General features: G+C 64.2%; 23 protein-coding genes. 11 read left to right on the forward strand and 12 right to left on the reverse strand.

The window, feature by feature from the left end:
• Nucleotides 1-56: 56 nt before the first annotated feature.
• Nucleotides 57-404, reverse strand: coding sequence for a hypothetical protein (locus K5607_RS17970; RefSeq protein WP_246599044.1), 348 nt, complete (start codon nucleotides 402-404; stop codon nucleotides 57-59).
• Here K5607_RS17970 and K5607_RS00680 point away from each other — a divergent pair.
• The gene (locus tag K5607_RS00680; protein ID WP_425515781.1) at nucleotides 367-1566 is read left to right on the forward strand and encodes an ammonium transporter; all 1200 of its coding nucleotides are present in this window, start codon (nucleotides 367-369) and stop codon (nucleotides 1564-1566) included. The two genes, K5607_RS17970 and K5607_RS00680, sit on opposite strands and share 38 nt — an antisense overlap.
• On the opposite strand, the gene K5607_RS00685 is transcribed toward K5607_RS00680, so the two are convergent.
• The 3 genes from K5607_RS00685 to K5607_RS00695 form a co-directional block, all read right to left on the reverse strand.
• Nucleotides 1563-2264, reverse strand: coding sequence for a (5-formylfuran-3-yl)methyl phosphate synthase (locus tag K5607_RS00685; RefSeq protein WP_343222981.1), 702 nt, complete (start codon nucleotides 2262-2264; stop codon nucleotides 1563-1565). The two genes, K5607_RS00680 and K5607_RS00685, sit on opposite strands and share 4 nt — an antisense overlap.
• Before the next feature lie 5 nt (nucleotides 2265-2269).
• Nucleotides 2270-2848, reverse strand: a complete 579-nt coding sequence (locus K5607_RS00690) for a DUF447 domain-containing protein (RefSeq protein ID WP_054774367.1) — start codon at nucleotides 2846-2848, stop codon at nucleotides 2270-2272.
• 129 nt (nucleotides 2849-2977) lie between these two features.
• Nucleotides 2978-4414, reverse strand: a complete 1437-nt coding sequence (locus tag K5607_RS00695) for a DUF6513 domain-containing protein (RefSeq protein WP_221047908.1) — start codon at nucleotides 4412-4414, stop codon at nucleotides 2978-2980.
• Nucleotides 4415-4534: 120 nt separating this feature from the next.
• On the opposite strand from K5607_RS00695, the gene folP reads away from it, so the two are divergent.
• Nucleotides 4535-5374 carry a dihydropteroate synthase gene (folP, locus tag K5607_RS00700; RefSeq protein WP_221047909.1) on the forward strand — a complete coding sequence of 280 codons (840 nt, stop codon included), beginning with the start codon at nucleotides 4535-4537 and terminating at the stop codon, nucleotides 5372-5374.
• Here folP and K5607_RS00705 read toward each other — a convergent pair.
• From K5607_RS00705 to K5607_RS00720, 4 genes are all read right to left on the reverse strand, one after another.
• Complete coding sequence (locus tag K5607_RS00705; RefSeq protein ID WP_221047910.1) at nucleotides 5371-5652, reverse strand: DUF2442 domain-containing protein; 282 nt, start codon at nucleotides 5650-5652, stop codon at nucleotides 5371-5373. The genes folP and K5607_RS00705 overlap by 4 nt on opposite strands.
• On the reverse strand, nucleotides 5636-5872 hold the full coding sequence (locus tag K5607_RS18265; protein ID WP_082411576.1) for a DUF4160 domain-containing protein: 237 nt from the start codon (nucleotides 5870-5872) through the stop codon (nucleotides 5636-5638). The genes K5607_RS00705 and K5607_RS18265 overlap by 17 nt, the downstream gene beginning before the upstream one ends.
• Before the next feature lie 4 nt (nucleotides 5873-5876).
• On the reverse strand, nucleotides 5877-6713 hold the full coding sequence (locus K5607_RS00715; RefSeq protein WP_054773829.1) for an NYN domain-containing protein: 837 nt from the start codon (nucleotides 6711-6713) through the stop codon (nucleotides 5877-5879).
• A 260-nt stretch (nucleotides 6714-6973) separates the two neighbouring features.
• Entirely contained in the window at nucleotides 6974-8167 is a 1194-nt protein-coding gene (locus K5607_RS00720) for a methyl-accepting chemotaxis protein (RefSeq protein ID WP_054773830.1), read from the reverse strand.
• A 263-nt stretch (nucleotides 8168-8430) separates the two neighbouring features.
• Here K5607_RS00720 and K5607_RS00725 point away from each other — a divergent pair, with 263 nt between their 5' ends.
• Nucleotides 8431-8808 (forward strand): 4a-hydroxytetrahydrobiopterin dehydratase, encoded by a 378-nt coding sequence (locus K5607_RS00725; RefSeq protein ID WP_221047911.1) that lies wholly within the window; start codon nucleotides 8431-8433, stop codon nucleotides 8806-8808.
• A gap of 42 nt (nucleotides 8809-8850) precedes the next feature.
• Here the strand turns inward: K5607_RS00725 and hflD are convergent, their stop codons facing one another.
• On the reverse strand, nucleotides 8851-9471 hold the full coding sequence (gene hflD / locus K5607_RS00730; protein ID WP_221047912.1) for a high frequency lysogenization protein HflD: 621 nt from the start codon (nucleotides 9469-9471) through the stop codon (nucleotides 8851-8853).
• A 38-nt stretch (nucleotides 9472-9509) separates the two neighbouring features.
• The gene (locus K5607_RS00735) at nucleotides 9510-10703 is read right to left on the reverse strand and encodes an EAL and HDOD domain-containing protein (protein WP_221047913.1); all 1194 of its coding nucleotides are present in this window, start codon (nucleotides 10701-10703) and stop codon (nucleotides 9510-9512) included.
• 192 nt (nucleotides 10704-10895) lie between these two features.
• Between K5607_RS00735 and K5607_RS00740 the strand changes: the two genes are divergently transcribed.
• The 8 genes from K5607_RS00740 (at nucleotide 10896) to K5607_RS00775 (ending at nucleotide 19395) form a co-directional block, all read left to right on the forward strand.
• Entirely contained in the window at nucleotides 10896-11402 is a 507-nt protein-coding gene (locus K5607_RS00740) for a GreA/GreB family elongation factor (RefSeq protein WP_054773833.1), read from the forward strand.
• Nucleotides 11396-12169 carry a M48 family metallopeptidase gene (locus K5607_RS00745; protein WP_221047914.1) on the forward strand — a complete coding sequence of 258 codons (774 nt, stop codon included), beginning with the start codon at nucleotides 11396-11398 and terminating at the stop codon, nucleotides 12167-12169. The genes K5607_RS00740 and K5607_RS00745 overlap by 7 nt, the downstream gene beginning before the upstream one ends.
• Before the next feature lie 4 nt (nucleotides 12170-12173).
• Nucleotides 12174-12659: a protein disulfide oxidoreductase gene (locus tag K5607_RS00750; RefSeq protein ID WP_221047915.1), complete on the forward strand. Its 486-nt coding sequence runs from the start codon at nucleotides 12174-12176 to the stop codon at nucleotides 12657-12659.
• Nucleotides 12641-15037 (forward strand): fused MFS/spermidine synthase, encoded by a 2397-nt coding sequence (locus K5607_RS00755; RefSeq protein ID WP_221047916.1) that lies wholly within the window; start codon nucleotides 12641-12643, stop codon nucleotides 15035-15037. Before K5607_RS00750 ends, K5607_RS00755 begins: the two co-directional genes overlap by 19 nt.
• Nucleotides 15038-15207: 170 nt before the next feature.
• Nucleotides 15208-16296, forward strand: a complete 1089-nt coding sequence (locus K5607_RS00760) for a transporter (RefSeq protein ID WP_054774843.1) — start codon at nucleotides 15208-15210, stop codon at nucleotides 16294-16296.
• 43 nt (nucleotides 16297-16339) lie between these two features.
• Nucleotides 16340-17569 carry a sialidase family protein gene (locus K5607_RS00765; protein ID WP_221047917.1) on the forward strand — a complete coding sequence of 410 codons (1230 nt, stop codon included), beginning with the start codon at nucleotides 16340-16342 and terminating at the stop codon, nucleotides 17567-17569.
• Between the two features lie 70 nt (nucleotides 17570-17639).
• A complete protein-coding gene (locus K5607_RS00770) occupies nucleotides 17640-18875 on the forward strand; it encodes a sialidase family protein (RefSeq protein ID WP_221047918.1) in 1236 nt (411 codons plus the stop codon).
• A gap of 22 nt (nucleotides 18876-18897) precedes the next feature.
• On the forward strand, nucleotides 18898-19395 hold the full coding sequence (locus K5607_RS00775; RefSeq protein WP_054774788.1) for a TlpA family protein disulfide reductase: 498 nt from the start codon (nucleotides 18898-18900) through the stop codon (nucleotides 19393-19395).
• A 196-nt stretch (nucleotides 19396-19591) separates the two neighbouring features.
• On the opposite strand, the gene K5607_RS00780 is transcribed toward K5607_RS00775, so the two are convergent.
• Both K5607_RS00780 and K5607_RS00785 read right to left on the reverse strand, forming a co-directional pair.
• Nucleotides 19592-20188 carry a DUF2076 domain-containing protein gene (locus K5607_RS00780; protein WP_221047919.1) on the reverse strand — a complete coding sequence of 199 codons (597 nt, stop codon included), beginning with the start codon at nucleotides 20186-20188 and terminating at the stop codon, nucleotides 19592-19594.
• A gap of 51 nt (nucleotides 20189-20239) precedes the next feature.
• Nucleotides 20240-20881 carry a DUF4136 domain-containing protein gene (locus tag K5607_RS00785; protein WP_162232452.1) on the reverse strand — a complete coding sequence of 214 codons (642 nt, stop codon included), beginning with the start codon at nucleotides 20879-20881 and terminating at the stop codon, nucleotides 20240-20242.
• Nucleotides 20882-20894 lie beyond the last annotated feature (13 nt).

The following is a 20894-nucleotide window of genomic DNA, read 5'->3' on the forward strand; positions in this document are numbered from 1 at the left end:
CCCCGATTGTGGCGATGGCCGCCAATACTAGCCGATTTTGCCGGTGGCGGCATTAGTTACGACTGAAGGGAGCGGCGGAAAACGGCGGCGTGCCTCATGTCGGTGCTTGTGCACAATGCTGGCGCGCCGGATGTGCCGGGATAGGGCTGAAAAGCGCCAAAAAGGCGCATGGCAGGAAGCTTGCAATAGCGCTGGGTCCTGCTTGGATTGGCGTTTTTTGCACTGTTAAGGGGCGTGTCGGCGATGGCGAAAGCAAATAACTGGCGGTTGGGTTTGAGGAAATACGGTTTCTGGGGAGCGATTTTGTCGGCGGGCTTGCCTTTGCCGGCCGGCGCGGCGGAGTTGGATTCGGGCAATACCGCCTGGATGCTAACTTCCACCGCTTTGGTGCTGTTCATGAACATCCCCGGCTTGTCCTTGTTTTATGGCGGCTTGGTGCGCGGCAAGAACGTCTTGTCCGTGTTGATGCAGTGTTTCGCCCTCACCGGGCTCGTGAGCTTGCTGTGGATCGCCGGTGTGTACAGCGTCGCTTTCACCGACGGCGGGGCTTGGGACGGCTGGATCGGCGGCGCTTCGCGGGTGTTTTTCGCCGGCCTGGGCCGCGACAGCGTCAGCAGCAATCTGCCGGAAACCGTTTTCATCATGTATCAGCTTACCTTCGCCATCATCAGCCCGGCGCTGATTGTGGGCGGCTTCGCCGAGCGCATGAAGTTCTCCGCCACCTTGTGGTTTTGCGTATTGTGGCTGGTGTTCTCCTATACGCCGGTGTGCCATTGGGCTTGGGGCGGCGGCTGGCTGGCGGACAAAAGCTTTTTGGATTTCGCCGGCGGCACGGTAGTGCACGTCAACGCCGGCATCGCCTCACTGGTGGCGGCGCTGGTGCTGGGCCGCCGCAAGGGCTTTCCCCAGGTGGCCATGCCTCCCCATAACCTGACCATGACGGTGACCGGCGCCGGCATGCTGTGGGTCGGCTGGTTCGGCTTCAACGCCGGCAGCGCCTTGGCGGCCAACGGCGCAGCCGGCATGACCATGCTGGTGACTCACATGGGCGCGGCGGCCGGGGCCATGGTGTGGATGGCCATCGAATGGGTGCGCTACGGCAAGCCCAGCGTGCTGGGCATCGTCACCGGCATGGTGGCCGGCCTGGGCACCATTACCCCCGCTTCCGGTTACGTCGGGCCGCTGGGCGCGGTGTTCATCGGCGCACTGGCCGGCGGCGTGTGCTACGCCGCCACCTTGACGGTAAAGCGGGTGTGGAAAATCGACGATTCCCTGGACGTGTTCCCGGTGCACGGCGTCGGCGGCGCCATGGGCACCATCCTCACCGCCGTGTTCGCCGCGCCGTCCTGGGGCGGCATGGGCCTGCCGGACGGCGCCACCATCCTTTCCCAATTGGGCGTGCAGGTGCTGGGCGTGGTGGTGACGGCGCTGTGGAGCGGGGCGGTGTCCTACGGCGCGCTGAAACTGCTGGATTGCGTCATCGGCCTGCGTGTCGCCGAGGACGAGGAAGTGCAGGGTTTGGACATCGCCCTGCACGAAGAAGTGGGTTACAACCTGCGTTCCTAGGCGGTGGCCCGGCCCTGGGCGAAAGCCGGGGACGGATTTTCCATTTGTCCGCGTACGCGGGCCAGGGCCTCCGAGTCCAGGCTCGCCGTGCGCCGGCGCTGTTCGCATAGCGCGCCGCGGAAACCCAGGTAGTCCGGCCGCAAGGGCAGCAAATGGGCGATGTCCTCGGCGCGCAAGGAGCCGGCCAGGCCGCACAGCAAGCGGTGGCTTCGGGTCGTGTCGACGAATTCCGCCAGGCGCGTCGGCGCCATGACTTGGCGCAAGCCGCCATGGCCCTTGTTCGCCGTGTCCAGCATGGCGCCGGCGAAGCCGGCGGCGGCGATGGCTTCGATCCAGGCGAAGTCGGGTTGCTGGTCGGCGAACAGCACGGCGATCAGGCGCCGCTCGTCGGCCAAGGGGCGCAGCGCGTCCAGGCAGCCTTGCCGGTCGCCGCCGGCAAAGAAGCCGATCTTCACGTAATCCACCCCGGTATCGCCCATGGCCTGTACGGCTTGCGCCAGCCGTTGCGGTTCCATGGGCAGGTCGCCCACGGTGGCGCTGATGGGCTTCCCGCCCTGCAGCTCCCGCACGATGCGCCGCACCGCGTCGTGTTGCAAGGCGCCCAGGGCGCCGGCGACGGGGTTTTTCAAATCGATGATGTCGGCGCCGCCTTGCAGTGCCAGGCGGGCTTCCTCCAAATTGGTGACGCTGGCCAGCATCCCGGTCACGGGCATTCCTCCTCGGCGGATTGGTTGCGCTTGAATTCGTTGACGGCATCCATCAGCCATTGCCAGGCTTCCTGTTCCCTTTCACCGGCCGTTTTTTCCAGGGCGGTTTTCAGGTAGTGCAGTTCCCCTTCGATTTTCGCCAGGGGCAGCATGTGCAGACGGCTCACCAGGATGGCCGCTTCCAGCACGGCGAACTGGGCGCGGTTGTAGCCCTGGAACGGCTTGTGGCTGGCTTCGTGCACGGTGCGGCAATACAGCTTGGGGCGCAGTTCGTCGTCTTCCACCCGCGCCAGCTGCACCTCCGCATGGCTGAGGCAATCCGCCAGGCGCGGCGCCTGGACGCGGTCCGCCGCAACCAGCGGCCAATCGCGCCGGCCGGTGAGGCAGCCGGCGAAGATGCGCACGTCGTCGCAGCGGTTGATCACCGCCTGGCGGGTGGCCAGCAGGTTATCCAAGGTGGTGGAGGGCTTGAACGGCAGGATGATGAGGCCGTCGCCCTCCACATGCACGCCCATGGGGGCGATGTGGGGCACGCCTTGCGGCGAGACGGTGGTGACCAGGGTTTCGAGGATCATTTGTTTCAGTAGGCTAGTTCTTCTTGCTCCCTCTCCCCGCGGGAGAGCGAAGCGAGGGTTGGGGCTGGGGTGAGGGGGACTAAAGAAGCGTGTTCTTTGTTGCGGCCATGCTTGTTTACACCCCTCACCCTAACCCTCTCCCGTAGGGAGAGGGGGTTGTTGGTCCGCTTCCGTTTCGTGCTTTTTCTGCAAAGTGCTGCCCGCCGGCTTGTAGGCATGGGGATCGACCTGTTCTTCGGCCGGCCTGACGGCGCAACCCCAGCGCAAGGGTTCGTCCTGGGCGTAGCGCTTGCCCAGCTGCCAGGCCACTTCCGCCCGCGCCAGTTCTACGCCCAGGTAAAAAGCATGGCCGCCGTCGTTTTCGACCCCCAGCTTGGGGAACAGCTCGAAAGGGCTGGCGGCGGTGTGCAGGCCGTCGCGGTTGAAGATGTGTAGGCCGGCGTTGCTGATCTGTATCCGGTAGCTGGGGTCGTGGATGTCCCGCTGCAATTCGGCGATCTCGTCCGGGCTGTAGGGAAACGGCGCCGGCTCGTGCAGGGCCATCAGGCGGTCGTCGATGTGCTTGGGCAGGGTGCCCAGTCGGTGCGCCGCGTGCATGATGCGCCGCGCCGCGTCGGCCTCGGCCACCGCCTTGCGGGCGTGCTGGCTGACCTGGGTGGCGAGGATGGCGGACACGTTCAACTCGGAGCACACGCCCAGCAGCAGGGCGTTCATGCCGGCGGTGTCGGCGTGGGTCAGTTCGGTGAGGTTGCCCACGCCCATGAGGATTTTCGCTTGCGGGTGGCGGCGGCGCGTCTCGTGGTAGCGCGCCAGGGAGTCGGTGAAGCCGAAATGGATGGGGTCGAGGATCGGGTCCACTAGATAGTCGCGGCCCTTGGCGTCCAGGGCGGCTATGGCTCGGTCGAGGGAGTCCAGGTCGCCGTGTTTGGCCGGAATGAGGATGGGGGTGGAGGCCACTTCATCGGCGATCCACAGGCTGTCTTCGTGCAGGCTGAGCAGGAAGTCCGCCCCGGCTTTGCCGCCGCGCAGCAGGTCGTCGTTTTCCAGGGAGTCCAGGCTGACTTTGAAGCCCTCCGCCTTCAGGGCGGCGATGGCCTGCTCCATGTGCGGGAAGGGCGTGCTGGGCAAGCAGCCCAGGTCGATCACGTCGGCGCCGTCTTGCCGATAATCCCGCGCCTGGCGCAGGATGGCGTCGATGTCCAAATGGGGGGCGTCGGTGATCTCGGCGAAAATGGCGACTTCGTAGTGGCTGAGGTCGGGCTTCTGTCGCGCCTTGCCGAAATAGGCCGGCAAGTCTTTCAGCTCTTCCGGGCCGCGCACGAAGCGGATACCCATGGCATCGCTCAAGGCCTCCAGGTCGCCGCGGCAGCGGCCCGGCACCATCACCCAGTCGGCGCCGAACGTGTCTTTCAAGCGGCGTTGGATCATGTCCGCCGTCATCAAGGCGGCCACTTTCAGCCCCAGTTGGTGCACCGTGTAGGCGAACTCCGGCCGCATGGTTTCCAGCACGTGGCGCAATTGACGCTCCGCCAGCTTGCCGGTGAGGAACAGGATGTGTTCGGCCATGGGGGGAAGGGGTGGGGATGGATGGTGGGATTTTAGCAGAAAAGGCCGGCCGGCCTTCGACAGGGCGGGGCGAGCGGTGGGCGCCGTTGTAAAATGCCCATTTTCCCCGCCGAAACCCTTATGAATCGCGTATTGGCCCTGCTGCAATCCCACCGCCCCTTGATTATGGGCATACTCAATGTCACGCCGGACAGTTTTTCCGACGGCGGCCTTCACTTCCATCCGGACGCGGCCCTGGCCCAAGCCAGACGCATGCTGGCGGAAGGCGCGGACATCATCGACGTGGGCGGCGAGTCCACCCGGCCCGGATCGGAGCCGGTGCCGGCGGCGGAACAGATCGCCCGGGTGGCCCCGGTGGTCGCCGCCTTGCGCGCGGCGTTGCCGGACTGTGCCGTCAGTGTCGACACCACCCGCGCCGCCGTGGCGGAGGCCGCCCTGGACGCCGGCGCGGACATGGTCAACGACGTGGCGGCCGGCCGCGACGACGACGGCATGTTCGAGTTGGCGGCCCGGCGCGGCGTGCCCTATTGCCTGATGCACATGCAGGGCGATCCCAAGACCATGCAGGAGGCTCCCCATTACGAAGCGGTGGTGGACGAGGTGTTGGCTTTCCTGCTGGAGCGGGCGGCGCGGGCGGAACAGGCCGGCGTGGCGCGGGAGCATCTGGTGATCGATCCCGGCATCGGCTTCGGCAAGCGCCGCCAGGATAATTTGGAACTGCTGGCCGCTTTGGATCGCTTCGCCGCCAGCGGCTACCCGGTGCTGCTGGGCACCAGCCGCAAGCGCTTCATGGGCGCCATCTGCCAAGTGGAAACCCCGGCCGAACTGGTGCCGGCCACGGTGGCCACCACCGCCCTGGGCGTCATGGCCGGCGCGCGGATTTTTCGTGTGCACGACGTGAAGGAAAACCGCCAGGCGGCGGATATTGCTTGGGCGGTGCGATTGGCGGGGCGGGGTTAAGCCGCTTGTTCTGTCGCGGACGGCGGGCGGCGGCCAGGCGAGCCGTGCAGCATGCCTTCCACGCTGATGTCTTCATCCAGTTCGGGCCAGTGGATGCCTTGGCCGTCGCCGAGGATTTCAAAGTTCCGCCGCTGTTCTTCCGAGGCTTCCGATAGGCGCCACGACCAAGCCAAAGGGACGCTGATGGTGCGTCCATCGACCAAGCGAGCGACGATTTCGTCTTCGGTAACCTGGACATTTAGGAGCCGTGGCTCTATGGCGTTAACCGCAGTGTTCATGCCATGCCTCCAATATTTGAGGTAGATGGGTTTCAACGAGTTTGCGAATGGTGTTGAGTTCTCTTGGGGAAAACCCGCCGTTTTTCCCTAGGCTAATGGGGGCCAGCCAAAATTTGCAGATCAGTTTATCCCGCTGCACATGAACGTGCCTGGGTTCGCCGCAATCGAAACTGTAAAAGAAAAAACGATAGGGGCCAGGGACGTTTTTGACGCTTGGCATTGGCTCACTTGCCTTTGTCGTCGCGTTGCGCTTGGTTTTTGGCGCGAAGGTATAGCGCCTTGTGGTTTGAGCCCGGTACCGTCCGTTCTTCTATTGCAAAGAGGGTGGTGTTCGCCTTGACTAGGTCGGAAAGCTTTTTGTAACCGTAAAGCCTGGGATCGAAGTCGGGTTGTAGCTTGGTCAGGTAGCTTCCGAAGGTGCCGAGATTGGCCCATCCGGTGTCGTCGACCGATTGCTCAAGCGCCGTCACGACAAACCTTTTGGGGAATTTGGGTTTGGGCTCCGTTGCTTGGGGAGGCGTTGAAGGCTGGATGGGGGGATGCGCGTTTTCGGTCGCGGACGACGGGGGGACGGACTCCGTCTGTGAGTCAGGGCGAAGCACTTCGGTAAACACGAATTTGTGGCAAGCGTTGCGGAACGCCTCGGGCGTCTTGTTTTCGCCAAACCCTAGAACGGTAAGTCCTTCTTCGCGTAATCGCATTGCCAAGCCGGTGAAGTCGCTATCGCTGGTGACTAGGCAAAAGCCGTCGAATTTGCGCGTATACAGCAAGTCCATCGCGTCAATAATCAGCGTGCTGTCCGTGGCGTTTTTTCCGGTTGTGTACGCAAACTGTTGAATAGGCTTGATTGCATGACGCTGCAGCACCTTCTTCCACGATGCGCTGGTCGGTGCGGTGAAGTCGCCGTATATGCGCCTTACGGTTGCTTCTCCAAACCTTGCGATTTCAGCGAGTAAGCCTTCAATGACCGACGCTTGTGCATTGTCGGCGTCAATTAGCACGGCCAACCGAGTGGTTGGCTCTTCGGTTTCAATTTTTGCTACCGGCCTTGGCGATACCAAGATGACTCCTTTTATCTTGTCGGGTGTCGGCGACAGCTTGTCGCCGCATTTTAGCGGGCCAGTTAGCGAGGCAAAGGCCCGGAAGTTGCTCCCGTTCCGAATCTACGCCGCTCCTAAATCGGTGTCAATGCGCCAACTGGCCTGGAGTCGGTGCGCCGCCGTATGGGTGAGTGCAGGCGCACGTAGGCCGCCGCCGGCACAAAAAAACGCCGCCTAGCCTTGCGGCCGGGCGGCGTCGATCGTGCGCGGGAGCGCGGTGGTTATTTCTTGATGCGGAAGCGCGTCACTTGGCCGCGCAGGTGGGTGGCCAGTTCGGCCAGCTGTTCGCTGGACGAGGCGGTCTGGCTGGCGGCCTGGGCGGTGTCGTGGGAGATTTCGCTGATGCTGACCACGCTGCGGTTGATTTCGTCGGCGGTGATGCTTTGCTCTTCCGCCGCCGTGGCGATCTGCGTGTTCATGTCCTTGATGCTGTCGATCATGTGGTTGATCGTTTCCAGCGACTTGCCGGCGTGGGTCGCCTGCTGCACGCTGTCCTTGGCGCTGGAGCTGCCTTTGGACATGGCGTTCACCGCTTCGTTGGCGCCGGCTTGCAGGCGCTCGATCATGCCCTGGATTTCCTGGGTGGACTGCTGGGTACGGCTGGCCAGGGTGCGGACTTCGTCGGCCACCACGGCGAAGCCGCGGCCTTGTTCGCCGGCGCGGGCCGCTTCGATGGCGGCGTTGAGGGCCAGCAGGTTGGTTTGTTCGGCGATGTTGCGGATCACGTCCAATACGGCGCCGATGCTGACGCTGTCTTCCTTCAGGCGGCTGATGGCTTCGCCGGTGCGCTCCACTTCGTTGGCCAGGATGTTGATGCTGGCGATGGCGTCTTTCACCACCTGGAAGCCGCTGCGGGCTTGTTGGTCGGCTTCCTGGGCGGCGGAGGCGGCGTTGGCGGCGTTATGGGCCACTTCCTGCACGGCGGTGGACATTTCGTTCATGGCCGCCGCCACTTGTTCGGTCTGCATGTTCTGGTTGTTGACCCGCTCGCGGCTGCTTTCGGTGATGCCGGACAGCTGTTGCGAGGCCTGCGCCAATTGTTCGGCGCTGGTGAGGATTTCCTTCATCATGTTGACCAGCGCTTTTTGCGCGGTGGACAGTTTCCAGGCCATCCAGGAGAAGTCGTCCTTGCCGGCCAGCGGGGTGGCCGCCGTCAAATCGCCGTCGGCCAGGGCGGTGAGGGCGTTGACCAGGTGTTCGGCGCGCTTGGCGGCGTTGTCGCCCATGTAGAAGGCCAGCCAAATCAGCAACAGGTCGCCGGCGATGCCGATCCACAGCGGCGGCGAGGCGAGGCTGAACGGCGCGTCGCTCAGGTACAGCTGCACCACGGTTACCGCCGCAATGCCGATGACGCCGACGCCCGCCAGGCCGAACATTTGCTTGCGGAGGGGCAAGTTGTTGATGAACTCTTTCATGGATACGACGCTCCCGCGGACTTGTTAGTTATTATGCTGTGTTTTATACCGAGTTTTGACTATAGCGTCAAAAGCCGAACGCCTGCGCCAAAGGGCCGCCGGAGCCGGCTCGGCGCTGCTTTGGGGCTATACGCCGGCGTTGCCGGCGGACGGCGGTTTTTCTATTAGCAGAGAGCGTGCCAGTCTCTTTATCGGGGCGCCGTTGCGCCTCGCCGTTGCGGCTGGTCATGCGCAGTCACCCCTGTCCGACTTGAGGAGGCGCCATGAGCGATGCATCGTTGAAAACCTACGGCGAAGAGGAAATCCGCGCGAAGTTACAGGCGGAGCTGCCCCACTGGTATTACGAAAACGGTTGGATTCGCCGCAAGTACAAAACTTCCGGTTGGAAGGCCAGCCTGATGGCGGTGAACACCGTCGGCCATTTGGCGGAAGCCGCTTGGCACCATCCCGATTTGGCCGTTTCCTACGCTTTTGTCGTCGTCAAGTTGACCACCCATTCGGCCAAGGGGGTTACCGATCGGGATTTCGCCTTGGCGCGCAAAATCGAGGCGGTGCTGCAATGGCGGCCGGCGGAGGAAAGCGGCGGCGTGTTGGAAGGAACGCCGGATGACCCGCGCTTCAAGTACCTGAAGTACGATTGACGCGGCTGGTGCGCGTCCGTCAAAAATCGGACGGCGCCGGTTTTAAGCGCGCGCCAGCAGCGAGACCGCCGTGTCGAGAACGCGGCGGCGCTGGAAAAACAGCTTCCAGCGGTTGCCGCCGCTTTGGCGCCACAGCACGGCGGAGCGTATGCCGGCCAGCAGCAGGGCGCGGATGTGGTCGGTATTGCGCGTTTGGCGCAAATACCCCGGTTCGCCGCCCACCATCACCTTCGGCAGCAAGGTGCTGATGGTTTGCTGGTAGAGCCCGGCCAATTCCGCCACCACGCTGTCGTCCAGTATGGACGGGCTGTGTTCCGCTTTGAGCGCGATGCGTTCGACGCCGTCGCGCACGGCGTCCACCATGGCCGAGTCGGCCATGAATTTGCGCTCCAGGATCAGCAACGTGGCCGCGTAGCCGGCTTGCTCGGGATCCATGCCCGGGCCGCCCAACTGTTTCAGCAGTTGGCGTAAGCCCAGTTGTATGCCGCCGAGGCCGCCGAATACGTCGGGCGCATCTTTCGCATCGATTTTGAAGAGGCTGGCCAGGCTGGCCGCCATGGCGGCGTCGTCGGCCTGGCCGCGCCGGGCGATTTGCTGCACCAGGCAGGCGGACTGGGCCAGGCCGGCTAAGGCGATGGTTTGCTGGGTTAGGGAGTCGCTCATGGGACGGACCCTTGGTAAGGCAGTGAGTCGGGTGGGGATCAGGCGCTGGATTTTATGCCGGCGACTACCGTGTTGGCCCAGGCGAGGCCTTCGAGGAAGGTTTTGCCGATCAAGCCAGGGTCGAGGTTTTTGTAGCGTATTCCTTTCATGTCCCAGCGTTCGTAGGCATCCGCGCAGAGGATCGCTTCGCCCAGATCGCCTTCCTGGCGCAACAGCGCGGCCAGCAGCGTATCCGTGAGCGGCAGTCCCTGCAGCACTTCGTCCATGGGCATCTCCAGCAAACGATCCAATACCGACATCAGGCCGGCGAGGAAATGGGATTCCGAATCGGCCATGCCGACGGATTTGGACAAATCATCGCACATTTTCGCCCGGGTCAGGGCGGTGCGCAGCATGTCTTCGCCTTGAGTGCCGACGGCCTGCGAAAGGGCGATGAGGCTGGCCCAGCGCCGCAATTCGACCAAGCCCAGCAGCATCACCGCGCGGCTGATGGAGTCCACTTTGCCGGCAAAGTTGAAATAGGACGAATTGATGTAGCGCAGCAGTTTGTAGCTGAGGCCTACGTCGCGGGCGATGATCTTGCAGATGGCGTCGAAGTCGGCGTCGGGCTTGTTGATTTCCGCCAGCAGCATCAGCGCCGCGTGCTTGGCGCCGTCCACCCGCTTGCCGCTGACCAGCTTCGGGCGCTCGAGGTAATAACCTTGGAAATACTCGCAGCCCAGCTCCGCGTACAGCCGGTGCTGTTCCTCGTTTTCGATTTTTTCCGCCAGCAGCTTGAGGTTGTAGGGGCGCAATTTGGCCACGTTGTTCGCCAGGGTCTCCGGCGTTTCGGCCAAGGCGTCGAGCTTGACGATATGGGCCAGCGGCAGCAGCGGCAACCAGCGGTCGTTGTAGGCGAAGTCGTCCAGGGCGATGGTATAGCCTTCTTCCCGCAAGCCCTGAACCGCCGCCACCAGCGCGTCGTCCACTTCCACGTCTTCCAGTATCTCGATCACCACCCGCTCCTTGGGCAGCAGGGACGCCGTGCCCTCCAGCAGATTGTTCCGGGTGAAGTTGATAAAGGCTTTGCTGTCTCCCACGACGCGGGGAAGACCGAACTGCAGCAGCGCGTCGAGGATGACTTGGTTGCTGGCCAGGGTGCCGTCGCCTCGTTCGCCGCGAAACAGTAATTCGTAGGCGAAAATTCTGCGTTGGCGGTCAAAAATGGGCTGGCGTCCGATCAGGAAGTTCATGGCTCAGTGGTGTCGATGCTTTATAAACAACGCCCAGTGACGGGCGGGCAATCATATCAGAATCCCCTGATTCGGAACGATTCGCAGCCCCGCAGCGGCTTGGCCCGGTTTGCGCTCGCGCTCCGATGGCCGGAAAATGGCGGGCATCCTCCCCAAACGCACGTCATACAGCCAGGAGCCCTAGCCACGCCCATGAGCCGCGCATTCGTTAAAGAAACCGACGGCGACGACGCCGATGATTTGCCGCCACGTCCGCAAAGTCCCCACGTCAATTATGTCACGCCCGCAGGATTTCGCCTGCTGCAGCAGCGTTTGCGCGAATTGGCGACGCGCAAGTCCTTGTTGTCGGGCAGCGACGACATGGCCGACCGGCAGCAGCTCAAGCGGGTGGAGCGCGATCTGCGTTTTTATGAAGAGCGCTTGGAGCGCGCGGTATTGGTCAGGCCGGAAACCCAGCCCGACGACAAAGTGCATTTCGGCGCGACGGTGGCCGTGCGCGACCGGGCGGGCGCGGTTGAAACGTTCGCCATCGTCGGCGAAGACGAGGCCGACGCCGCCCAAGGCAAAATCAGTTGGGTTTCTCCCCTGGCGGCGGCGCTGATGGATGCCGAGGTGGGCGACGAGGTCTGCTGGAAACGGCCAATGGGCGACAAGGAGTTGGAAGTGCTGACCATAAGCAAGGACGGTGGGGTTTGTTAGACGCATTCTTGCGGTCTTTGCGCAACCGGTCGCCGCAAGCGCCGGAGCAGCCGTCGGACGGGACTTATCGCCTGCGCCGCAGCGCCCGCGCCAAGCGGGCGCGCATCTCCGTTTATCACGACCGGATCGAGGTGGTGGTGCCGCAGGGGATGCCGGCGGCGCAGTTGCAGGCGTTTGTCGCCGACCATTGGCAATGGGCCCTGGGCAAGCAGGCGGAACTGGCCGCTCGCGCCGGCGGCGGGGAACCGGCGTTGGCCGATGGGGCCAGCCTGCCGTTCCAGGGCGAGCACTTTCCCCTCACCGTGGTCGAACAAGCCGGCCAGCGGGGCGGGCGGGTGGCTTTCGATCGGCATTTTCGCGTCAGCGTGCCCGGCGGCCTGGCGGCGGACGCCCGCCAGGCTTTGGTGCGGGACAAGCTGGAAGCCTGGTATCGCCGCCAAGTGGCCGACCACACCCGCCGCATGGTGCAGCACCACGCGGTTCGCCACGGCCTGCACCCCCGCAGCATCGCCGTGCGCGACCAGAAAACCCGCTGGGGCAGTTGCGGCCCGCGCGGCGACATCAATATCAACTGGCGATTGATCCTGGCTCCGCCGCCGGTGCTGGAGTATGTGGTGGTCCACGAGCTGTGCCATTTGCGCCACCGCAACCACGCCAAGCCGTTTTGGGATTTGGTGGAGGATCATTTGCCCCAGTACCGCGAGCAACGCCGCTGGCTCAAGCAGCACGGCCACGCACTGATGGCGGCGCTGCCCAAGCCCCGTTGAGGCCGTGAAGGTTCCGCGCGGCCTCTGGCCCTATGCCTTGATCCTGGCGGCCGCTCTGGCGGTGCAGGCCTACCGGGGGCGCGACGTGGCGCAGGGCTTGGCGCCGCCTTTGTCCGGCGCGATCGTGTCCGGCCGGTTCTTCGATTTGGCGCAACTGCGAGGCAAGCCGGCCCTGGTCTATTTCTGGGCCACTTGGTGCGGCGTGTGCAAAGCCATGCAGCACAATATCGACGCCTTGGCCGGCGACGTGCCGCTGATCACGGTGGCCTTGCAGTCCGGCGATGCCGTCGCGGTCGGCCGTTTCCTGCAGGAGCGCGGCATCGTCCAGCCGGTGCTGCTCGACGAAGACGGAGAGGCGGCGGCCCGCTACGGCATTCGCGGCGTGCCCGCCGCCTTCGTGCTGGGGCCGGACGGCGCGATCCGCTATGTGGCGCTGGGGTATTCCAGCGAATGGGGCTTAAGGCTGCGTCTGTGGTTGGCGGAACGATAAGGCCCGTCGCCGGCCTTTATTTCCTGTCCGGGGCCGGCGCGTTGCTCTACGAAGTGTGCTGGATGCGCGCCTTGGGGCTGTTGTTCGGCGCCGGCAGCCAAGCGGCGGCCGTCACCCTGACGGCGTTTTTCCTGGGCTTGGCGGCGGGCAGCGCTTATTGGAGCGCTCCGGCCGGCCGCGCCATCCGGCCTTTGCGGCTCTATGGCGGTTTGGAGCTGGTCGCGGCTTTGTCGGCTTGCTTGTATTTCGTTCTTCCCGATGCCTACCGGCTGTTGTATCCCTGGCTGTTCGAACGGTGGCAGGCGGATTTCGCCTGGCTGCTGACGGCCAAGTTTTGCCTGGCCCTGGCGGGCTTGTTTCCTTCGGCGTTTTGCATGGGCGGCACGCTGCCGGCTTTGAGCCGTGTGGCGGCGGGGCGGGGGTTGTCGCCGCTGTACGGCGTCAATACCTTGGGCGCGGCGTTGGGGGCCGCCGCCGCCGGCTTCTTCCTGCCGGGCTGGATAGGCTACGACGCCAGCTACGTCGTCGCCGTGGCCCTGATCGGCGCGGCGGGGGCGCTGGCGCTGTTGTTGCCGCAACCGCCCGTCGCGATTTCCTCGCCTTCCGTGCCGGCTTCCCGGCGGTCGTCGTGGGGGACGCCGCTGCTGGCCTTATGGTCGGGCTTGGCGACTCTGGCGCTGCAAGTGTTGTGGACGCGGATGTTCGCCCAGGTGCTGCAAAACTCCGTTTACACCTTCGCCGCCGTGCTGGTGGTGTTCCTGTCGTGCCTGGCGGGCGGGGCGGCCCTGGCCCATGGGCTGGGCCGTTTGCGGCGGCCGGCGCGGCCGGATTTGTTCCTGCTGCTCTGCCTGTCCGGCTTGGCGGTGGCGGCCACGCCGTCGTTGTTTTTGCGGGCGACGGACGGTTTGCGTTACGCGGGCGCGGGGCTGGACTGGGCGGAATACCTGCTGGAGGTGTTGTGGCTGGTGGCGCGGGTGATCGGCCTGCCTTTGTTGTGCCTGGGCGCGGTATTTCCCCTTTTGCTGGACGCTTTGCGCCGGGATGGAGGGCTGGCCGCGGCCGTCGGCCGCGCGGCGGCCGCCAACACCGCCGGCTCCATCGCCGGGGCGGCGCTGGCCGGCTTCGCGCTGTTGCCTTGGCTGGGGTTGTGGGGCTCCATCCAGGCGATCGCCGCGGTTTATCTGGCGGCGGCGCTGGTGTTGGCCTGGCGCCAGGGGCTCAAGGGACGCCTCTGGCAGCCGGCCTTGTTGCTGATTTTGGTTTTTACCGTCCTGGACGTGTCGCCATCGCCGTCGCTGCGCTTGGAGGCCGACGAGCATTTGCTGTGGTTGAAGGAAGACGGCGCGGCGACGGTGGCGGTGGTGCAAAAGGACGACGGCCAGCGCCGTATCAAGGTCAACAACCACTACACCCTGGGAGGCACCTGTTCGCGGTTCCAGGAGGCCTTGCTGGGGTATTTGCCGGTCCGTTTGCATCCGCGGCCGGAGCGGGTGTTTTTCCTGGGCTTGGGGACCGGCATCAGCGCCGGTGGCGCCTTGCCGGCGGGCGCGGGGAGTGTCGCCGTGGCCGAGCTGTTGCCCGCCGCGGTGGAAGCCGCCCGGGAGTTTTTCGGCGATTACCAGCACGGCTTGTTCCGGAGCGCCGCCGCCCGCGTTGTGCCGGAGGACGGGCGCAATCTCTTGGCGGCGAGCGCCGGGCGGTACGATGTGATCGTCGGCGATTTGTTCGTGCCCTGGGAGGTCGGCGCCGGCAGCCTCTATTCCCTGGAGCATTTCCAGACCGTGCGCCGCCGTTTGCGCGACGACGGTTGGTTTATGCAGTGGTTGCCGGCTTACCAGCTGACGCCGGAGACATTCGCCACCGTCGTCCGCACCTTGCAGCAGGCCTTTCCCGACGTGAGCCTGTGGCGCGGCGATTTTTCCGTGCGGCGTCCGGTGCTGGGCTTGCTGGCCCGCACTGGGCCGGCGCCGCTGCCGGCGGAGGCGGCCGTGCGGGAGAAGCCGGAATTGTTCGGCCAAATGGATGCCGTGCCTTTGGCGGCGCGACTGGTGGCGGGAGATGCCGCGTTGCGGGATTTGTACCGGGACGCGCCGGTCAACCGGGACGACTTTCCCGTGGTCGAACGGGAGGCGCCGGTGATGCAGCGGCGGCAGAAGACCGGCCAGGTCCGCATGCTCGTCGGCAACGATTTGCTGGCCCTGTTGGATCGGCTTGCCGGCGCGACGGAGGCCGCCGCGGCTCTGTTGCCGCCGGCGACGCGAAACTGGCCGGCGGCGGGTTATCGATTGCACCGGGCGCGCTTGCTGAGCGCCGACGGTTATTTGTCCGCCGCAGAGGCCGAGCTGGTTCGTTATCGGGGGTTGGTCGGGTCGGAATAACCCAGCGATATACTGCGAGGCATATGCCTCACCTTCAGGGTATTGGTGTCCCAATAAGTTTTGGTTAAGTGGCGGTGCGTAAGCTGCGGCGCCTGATCGTGCGAGTCCGCCGGTATTCTTTTGCCGTGGCCAAAACCATAAAACTACTCTTGTTGGGGAGAATCGGTCGTATGTCCGGATTGAAATCGTCCTGCGGTGTTTGTCGAGAAATTGCCGTTTTATCTCTCGCCGTCGTTCTGAGCGCCCCGGCGCTTGCCGATCATGGTTCCCTCGGTTTCGGGCTGGGCACGGCCTCGCCGATTATCACCGACACCGGCGTTACCTTGCCGCAAGGCATGTGGGCGACGGGGCTTCGCACTCAATATATCAGCTTCGATCGGTATTCCTCCAGCCAGATGATGGCTATGAAGGCGAATGCCAAGGACGATGCCCATGGGGATATTCACAGCGTAGATTCTTTTTTACAGCCTTCGGCGTTTGCCGCTTATGGCGTTACCGACGATTTAAGCTTGGGTATTAGGGTTCCTTATAACTTCCGCTTTAACGTGCGCCAGCCCAATGATGCAAATACCGCCGTCAATAATCTGGGCGATGCCGCAGGGTTGGGAGATATTACCGCTTTCGGGCAATATCGGTTTTTCCATTCCGAAGATAATCTGACCAATGTTTCCGCGCTGGCCGGTTTGAAAATGCCGACCGGCGAATCCACGGTGCGAACCCGCGTGCGCACGCCGATTGATCCCGACACGGGCACGGGCGGCGCCTACACCCGTTTCGAAACGCACCATCAGCCGGGTTCGGATTCCTGGGATCCCATGCTGGGGGTGGCGTTCACCCAGGGGCTCGGCCAGTTTTCCCTGGATAGCAGCCTGATGTACACCTTCGTCAACCAGGGCGCGCAGCACACCAATTTGGGCGATATCTTCAATTACAACATCGCCTTGTCCTATGCGGTCGGTTCCGGTCCGGTGCGCAGCGGCCTGCAGGCTTCCTCCAACAATGTTCCGCTGACGCTGGTGCTGGAGCTGAACGGCGAGTGGCGGGCGCCGCAGAGCACGCTCAGTCCGCTGACCGGGCGCGGCGCGGTGGATCCCAATTCCGGCAGCAATATCGTCTATATCTCTCCCGGCGTGCGCTATGCGGGCGGCAGCAATTGGAACATGGCCCTGTCCGTGGGGGCGCCCATCGTGGCCGATCACGGCGGCAACCAGGTCGATCCTTCCTATCGCATCGTCAACCGCATCGCGGTGACGTTCTAAGCGCGGCGAAGCGTTGTTCCATTTTTCGTTGGATCGCATCCCTATGACTGTTTCTCTCATCGCGGCGTTTTCGCCGATTCGGCGCTGGCTGGCTCCTTGCCTGGCGGCGGTTGCGGCGCCGCTGTGGCTGGCCGGTTGCGGCGCTTCCGGCGAATTGCAGGGGATGGGCCACGCGATGCACGGCCATGCTTCCGAGGAGGACCGGCGCTTGCCGATGTCGGCGGCGTTCGGGCCGGACGGCCGTTTGTGGCGGGTGTCGGTGGAGGGGAAGCAGGTGCTGGTGGATGTGTCCGGCGACGACGGCAAGACTTTCGCCGCGCCGACGGCGGTTAACCAGGCGCCTCAGCGCGTCCGGGTTCGCGCCGAGGATCGTCCGCAGATCGCGGTGGACGCCGGCGGCGTGATCCACGTGGTTTATTCCGCCGAGTTGCCGCAACCGTCGTCGAGTTATTACAGCGTTTCCACCGACGGCGGCAAAAGTTTTTCCGAGCCGGTATTGGTCAGCGACACCGCCGCCGAAGCCAACACCTATGAAAATAACGTGTTGGTGACGCCTGATCGCCGCGTCTTCGTGTTTTGGCACGACGAACGGGACCGCGCCGACTGGCGCGATGCCGGCGCGTCCATTTATTACGCGGTCGGCGGCCCCGCGGGGGGGCTGTCCAAGTCGAGCCGCAAAGCGGCGGGCGATATTTGCGAATGCTGCCGGACGGCGGTGAAAGTCGACGTGGATGGGAGTCCCGTGCTGTTTGCCCGCGCCATTTATTCGGGCACTGTGCGAGACCACGGTTTGATCAAGTTGAACGGGGCGGCCGATGCCTGGTCGTCCAGCCGCGTCAGCCACGACGAATGGTCCATCGGCGTTTGCCCGGAACAGGGGCCGGCGTTGTCCATCGGACCCGATGGCCGCTACCACGCCACCTGGTTCTCCCAGGGGGCGAAAGGCAGCGGCTTGTTCTACGCCTATTCCTCCGACCACGGCGCGCATTTTTCTCCGCCGCGCTCTTTCGGGGATGCCGGCGCCTTGGCCGGCCACCCTTCGGTGTTGAGCTTGGGGGCGAAAGTCGCTGTGGCTTGGCAAGAATTCGACGGCAAGGAGAAGCGCATTCAGGCCATGTTGTCGACGGACGGGGGCGAGCATTGGTCGGCGGTCAAAACCCTGGGGCGCACCGAATCCGAAGCGGATTACCCTTTGCTGGTGGGCGACGGTCAGCGGATATTCCTGCAATGGACCACGCGCCGCGACGGTTTCCAGATGCTTAGGGTGGAGTAAGCGCAGCAGCCCACGCATCCTCTCCATTGGGGTTCGGCAGATGCCGGGGTAAAATCGGGCGTATTATTCAATGCTGATGCAGACGATGGGAGAGTGCATGATGTTGGGGTTGTCCGCCGGCAGGCGCATTCGAGTACTGCATGCGCTGGCGACGCTGCTGGCCGCTGCGTTGGCGTTAAGTTTGGCCGGTTGCGCCATGGATCGCGCCCGCACCCGCGGCGCCGGTTCGGCCGCCGCGCCCGTGGCGGCGGCGTTTGGCTCGGACGGGCGATTGTGGCGCGTCACCGCCGACACGCAGCATGTCTACGTGGACGCGTCCAGCGATTTGGGCAAAAGCTTTGGCCGGCCGGTCGCGGTGAATCGCCAGGCCCAGTCCATTCGCGTCAGTAACGACGACCGGCCCCATATCGTCGTGGATAAGGCCGGCCGTATTTGGGTCACGTACTCGGCCGACGCCGCCCAGTCCGGCACCGCCTATTTCAGCTATTCCAGCGATGGCGGCAATAGTTTCAACGAGCCGGTTCCGGTGAGCGATCAAGCCGCCAGCGCCCGGGGCTATCTCGCCCAATTGGCGGTGGACGGCGAGGGCCGGCCGCACTTTTTCTGGCACGACGAGCGCGACGGCAACGGCGGCCGCGATTCGGCCCGCGGCGGCTCCCTCTATTACGCCAGCCTGGATACGGCGGCGGCGCGCACGCCCGTCGCCAGGCGCGTGTTGCGCACGGCTTGCGAGCGCTGCCCCATCGAGGTGGCCTTCGACAGCGACGGCTTGCCGGTGCTGTTCAGTCGCTTCGTCTTTCCCATCAAGGAAAGGGATCACGGCTTGGTCAAGGTGACGTCCGACGGCAAAGGCTGGTCGTCCTGGCGCGTGACCGACGACGATTGGGAGGCGGACGTTTGCCCGGTGCAAGGCCCGGCTTTCTCCATCGGCCCGGATGGGCGTTACCACGTGGCTTGGTTCACCCAGGGCAAAAACCGCCAGGGCCTGTTTTACGCCCGTTCCGACGACCACGGTAAGCATTTCTCGCCTTTCATGCCTTTCGGCGACGCCGGCGCGCTTGCCAGCCATCCCGTCGTCCTGAGTTTGGGGTATCGGGTGGCGCTGGTGTGGCAGGAGTTCGACGGCCGCCTTACCCATATCAAGGCGATGCTGTCGCAGGACGGCGGGGAGCGTTGGTCCGCCGTCAAAACGGTCGCGCAAGCCAAAGGCGCGTCGGACTACCCGGAACTGGTCAGCGACGGCCGGCAGATTTTTTTATCCTGGAACAGCAGCGAACAGGGCTATCGTTTGATGGCTTTGGAATAACGACGAGCGTAGAGGAAATCCCATGAAGACGGTTGCCCGCACCCTGATGCAATGTTTCCTGATGTTGAGCCTGTTCCTGGCCGGCTGGGCCGGCGCGCAGGCCGGAGAACAGCCTCGCGCCTATCGCGCCGGAAGCTTGGCGCAAATCGCCCAGGCTCGGCAGGGCAAGCCTTTCGTGGTGTTGCTGTGGTCTTTGGAGTGCTCCGTGTGCATGAAAGAGCTGGATTTTCTGGCGAAAACCCTGCGCGAGCATCCCGGCATGGATATGGTGCTGATTTCTACCGACGAAGCCTCGGCCGGCGGCGAGGCGAGTTCCGTGCTGGAACTGCACGGGCTGGGCAAGGCCGAGTCGTGGATCTTTGCCGAGGACGACGCTCAGCGGCTGCGTTACGAAATCGATCCGGCTTGGTACGGCGAATTGCCGCGCGCTTATTTTTACGATGCGGCCCACAAGCGGATCGCGGTCAGCGGCGCGGTGGAAAAATCCCATTTCGACGCCTGGTTGGCGGCGGGAAAATAATCGGGGAAAAAACGGACGACATCCTTGTCGTCGTAGCAGGGTGCAGTGGCAGGGGAAGCTAAGCACTGCGAGCGAACGACTGAAACTGAGCAGTTAGACCGGCGTTTTCCGGATAGTTTCAGTTTTTTCTCGAAACAGCTGAAAAAACCTGGCCGCTCTATCCTGTCGCGGCGTTTTTCCCTGCCCTGGCGTGGTTTTAAATCCAGCTGCTGTCGTCGTCCGACGTGTCGCCGTCGTCGGCAAAATCGACCAAATCCATCGCGCCGGGCTGGTCGTCCGGCTGCGCATCGCCGTAGTAATTGTTGATGACCGTGGTTTCCTCCACGGTTTCCCCGCCCCTAAAGCCGTCGTCGGCCATCCAGCCGCCATGTTGCGGGTGGAGCATGTGCTCCAAGCCCTGGAACAGGAACGAGCCGGCCACTACGCCGGCGGCCGTGGTGGCGACATTGCCCAGAAAACTGGAGGCGCCGCCGCCGCTGACCGGGGCGGTAGCGGGCTGCGCCGTCGGCATGGCGCCGGGTTGCGCCGTCGGCGCGCCGGCCAGCCAGGGGTTGTTGCGCGGCAGGAAGCCGCTGCCGCCGGCTTGGGATTGCAACTGGGCGATTTGCGCCTTGGCTTGCTCCAGCGCCTGCTCCAGCAGCATGGCTCGCTGTACCAGCAAATAAGCGGCGTCGGGTTGCTTCGCCAGGGCGGCTTGGATCAGGCCGTCCGCCTGCGGGTCTTTGGCCGTGGCCGGCGCTTGAACCAGGTGGCCCAGAAACTTTTCCAGCGCTTGTTGCTCTTGCGGTGTCATGGCTTTCCTGTCGGTGGTCGGTTGAAAAATAAGGGGGCCGTCGGTCGTCGGTCAGTCGGCCGGTTTTCTCGGCGCCAATAGCGGCGGGAACTTTTGCAGCAAGTAGTGCACCTTGCCGTCCAGATGGTATTTCTGCGCCGCCGGGTCGCCGGTCAGCTCCAAGGCGTCGTGGAGGACGCCGCGCCATAGCTGCTTGCCGGTGGCCGGCTGAAGGAAGTCCACCACCAGGGAGTGGCTTTCGTATTCTTCCCAATAATCGCCGGCCATGCCCCAGGCGCCGCCGTAGGCCCAGCCGCCCCGGCCGTAACCGTATCCCATGCCGTAAGGGTAAAACGGGCTGTAAGCAAAAGGCGCGGGGCTGGCCGCGCGGTATTTGCGCGTCACCACCTGGTAGCTCACGAGGAAGTCCGGCGCGCTGCCGTTACTGCTGCGGGTGATGCCTTTTTGCAGCAATTGGTGTTCGATCACCGTTTTGATGCGGTCGTCCAGCAGGCTGTTATCCAGCAGCGGATCGTCCGGCCGGCGCGGCGTGGCCGGGTTCGCCCAGGCGAATTGCTTGAAGTTGGCGAAGTCCGCCGCCGGGTCGTAGTCGTAGCTGACGCGCGGATTGCTTGCGCCGCAGGCGGCCAATGCCAGGCAGCAGACGGCCAGCCAAACGGGGCGGAGCCGGCGGGGCGGGAACAAATCGGGCATGGCGCGTCTCCAG

This window comes from Methylogaea oryzae (assembly GCF_019669985.1).
In the GTDB taxonomy this organism is placed as follows: Bacteria; Pseudomonadota; Gammaproteobacteria; order Methylococcales; family Methylococcaceae; genus Methylogaea; species Methylogaea oryzae.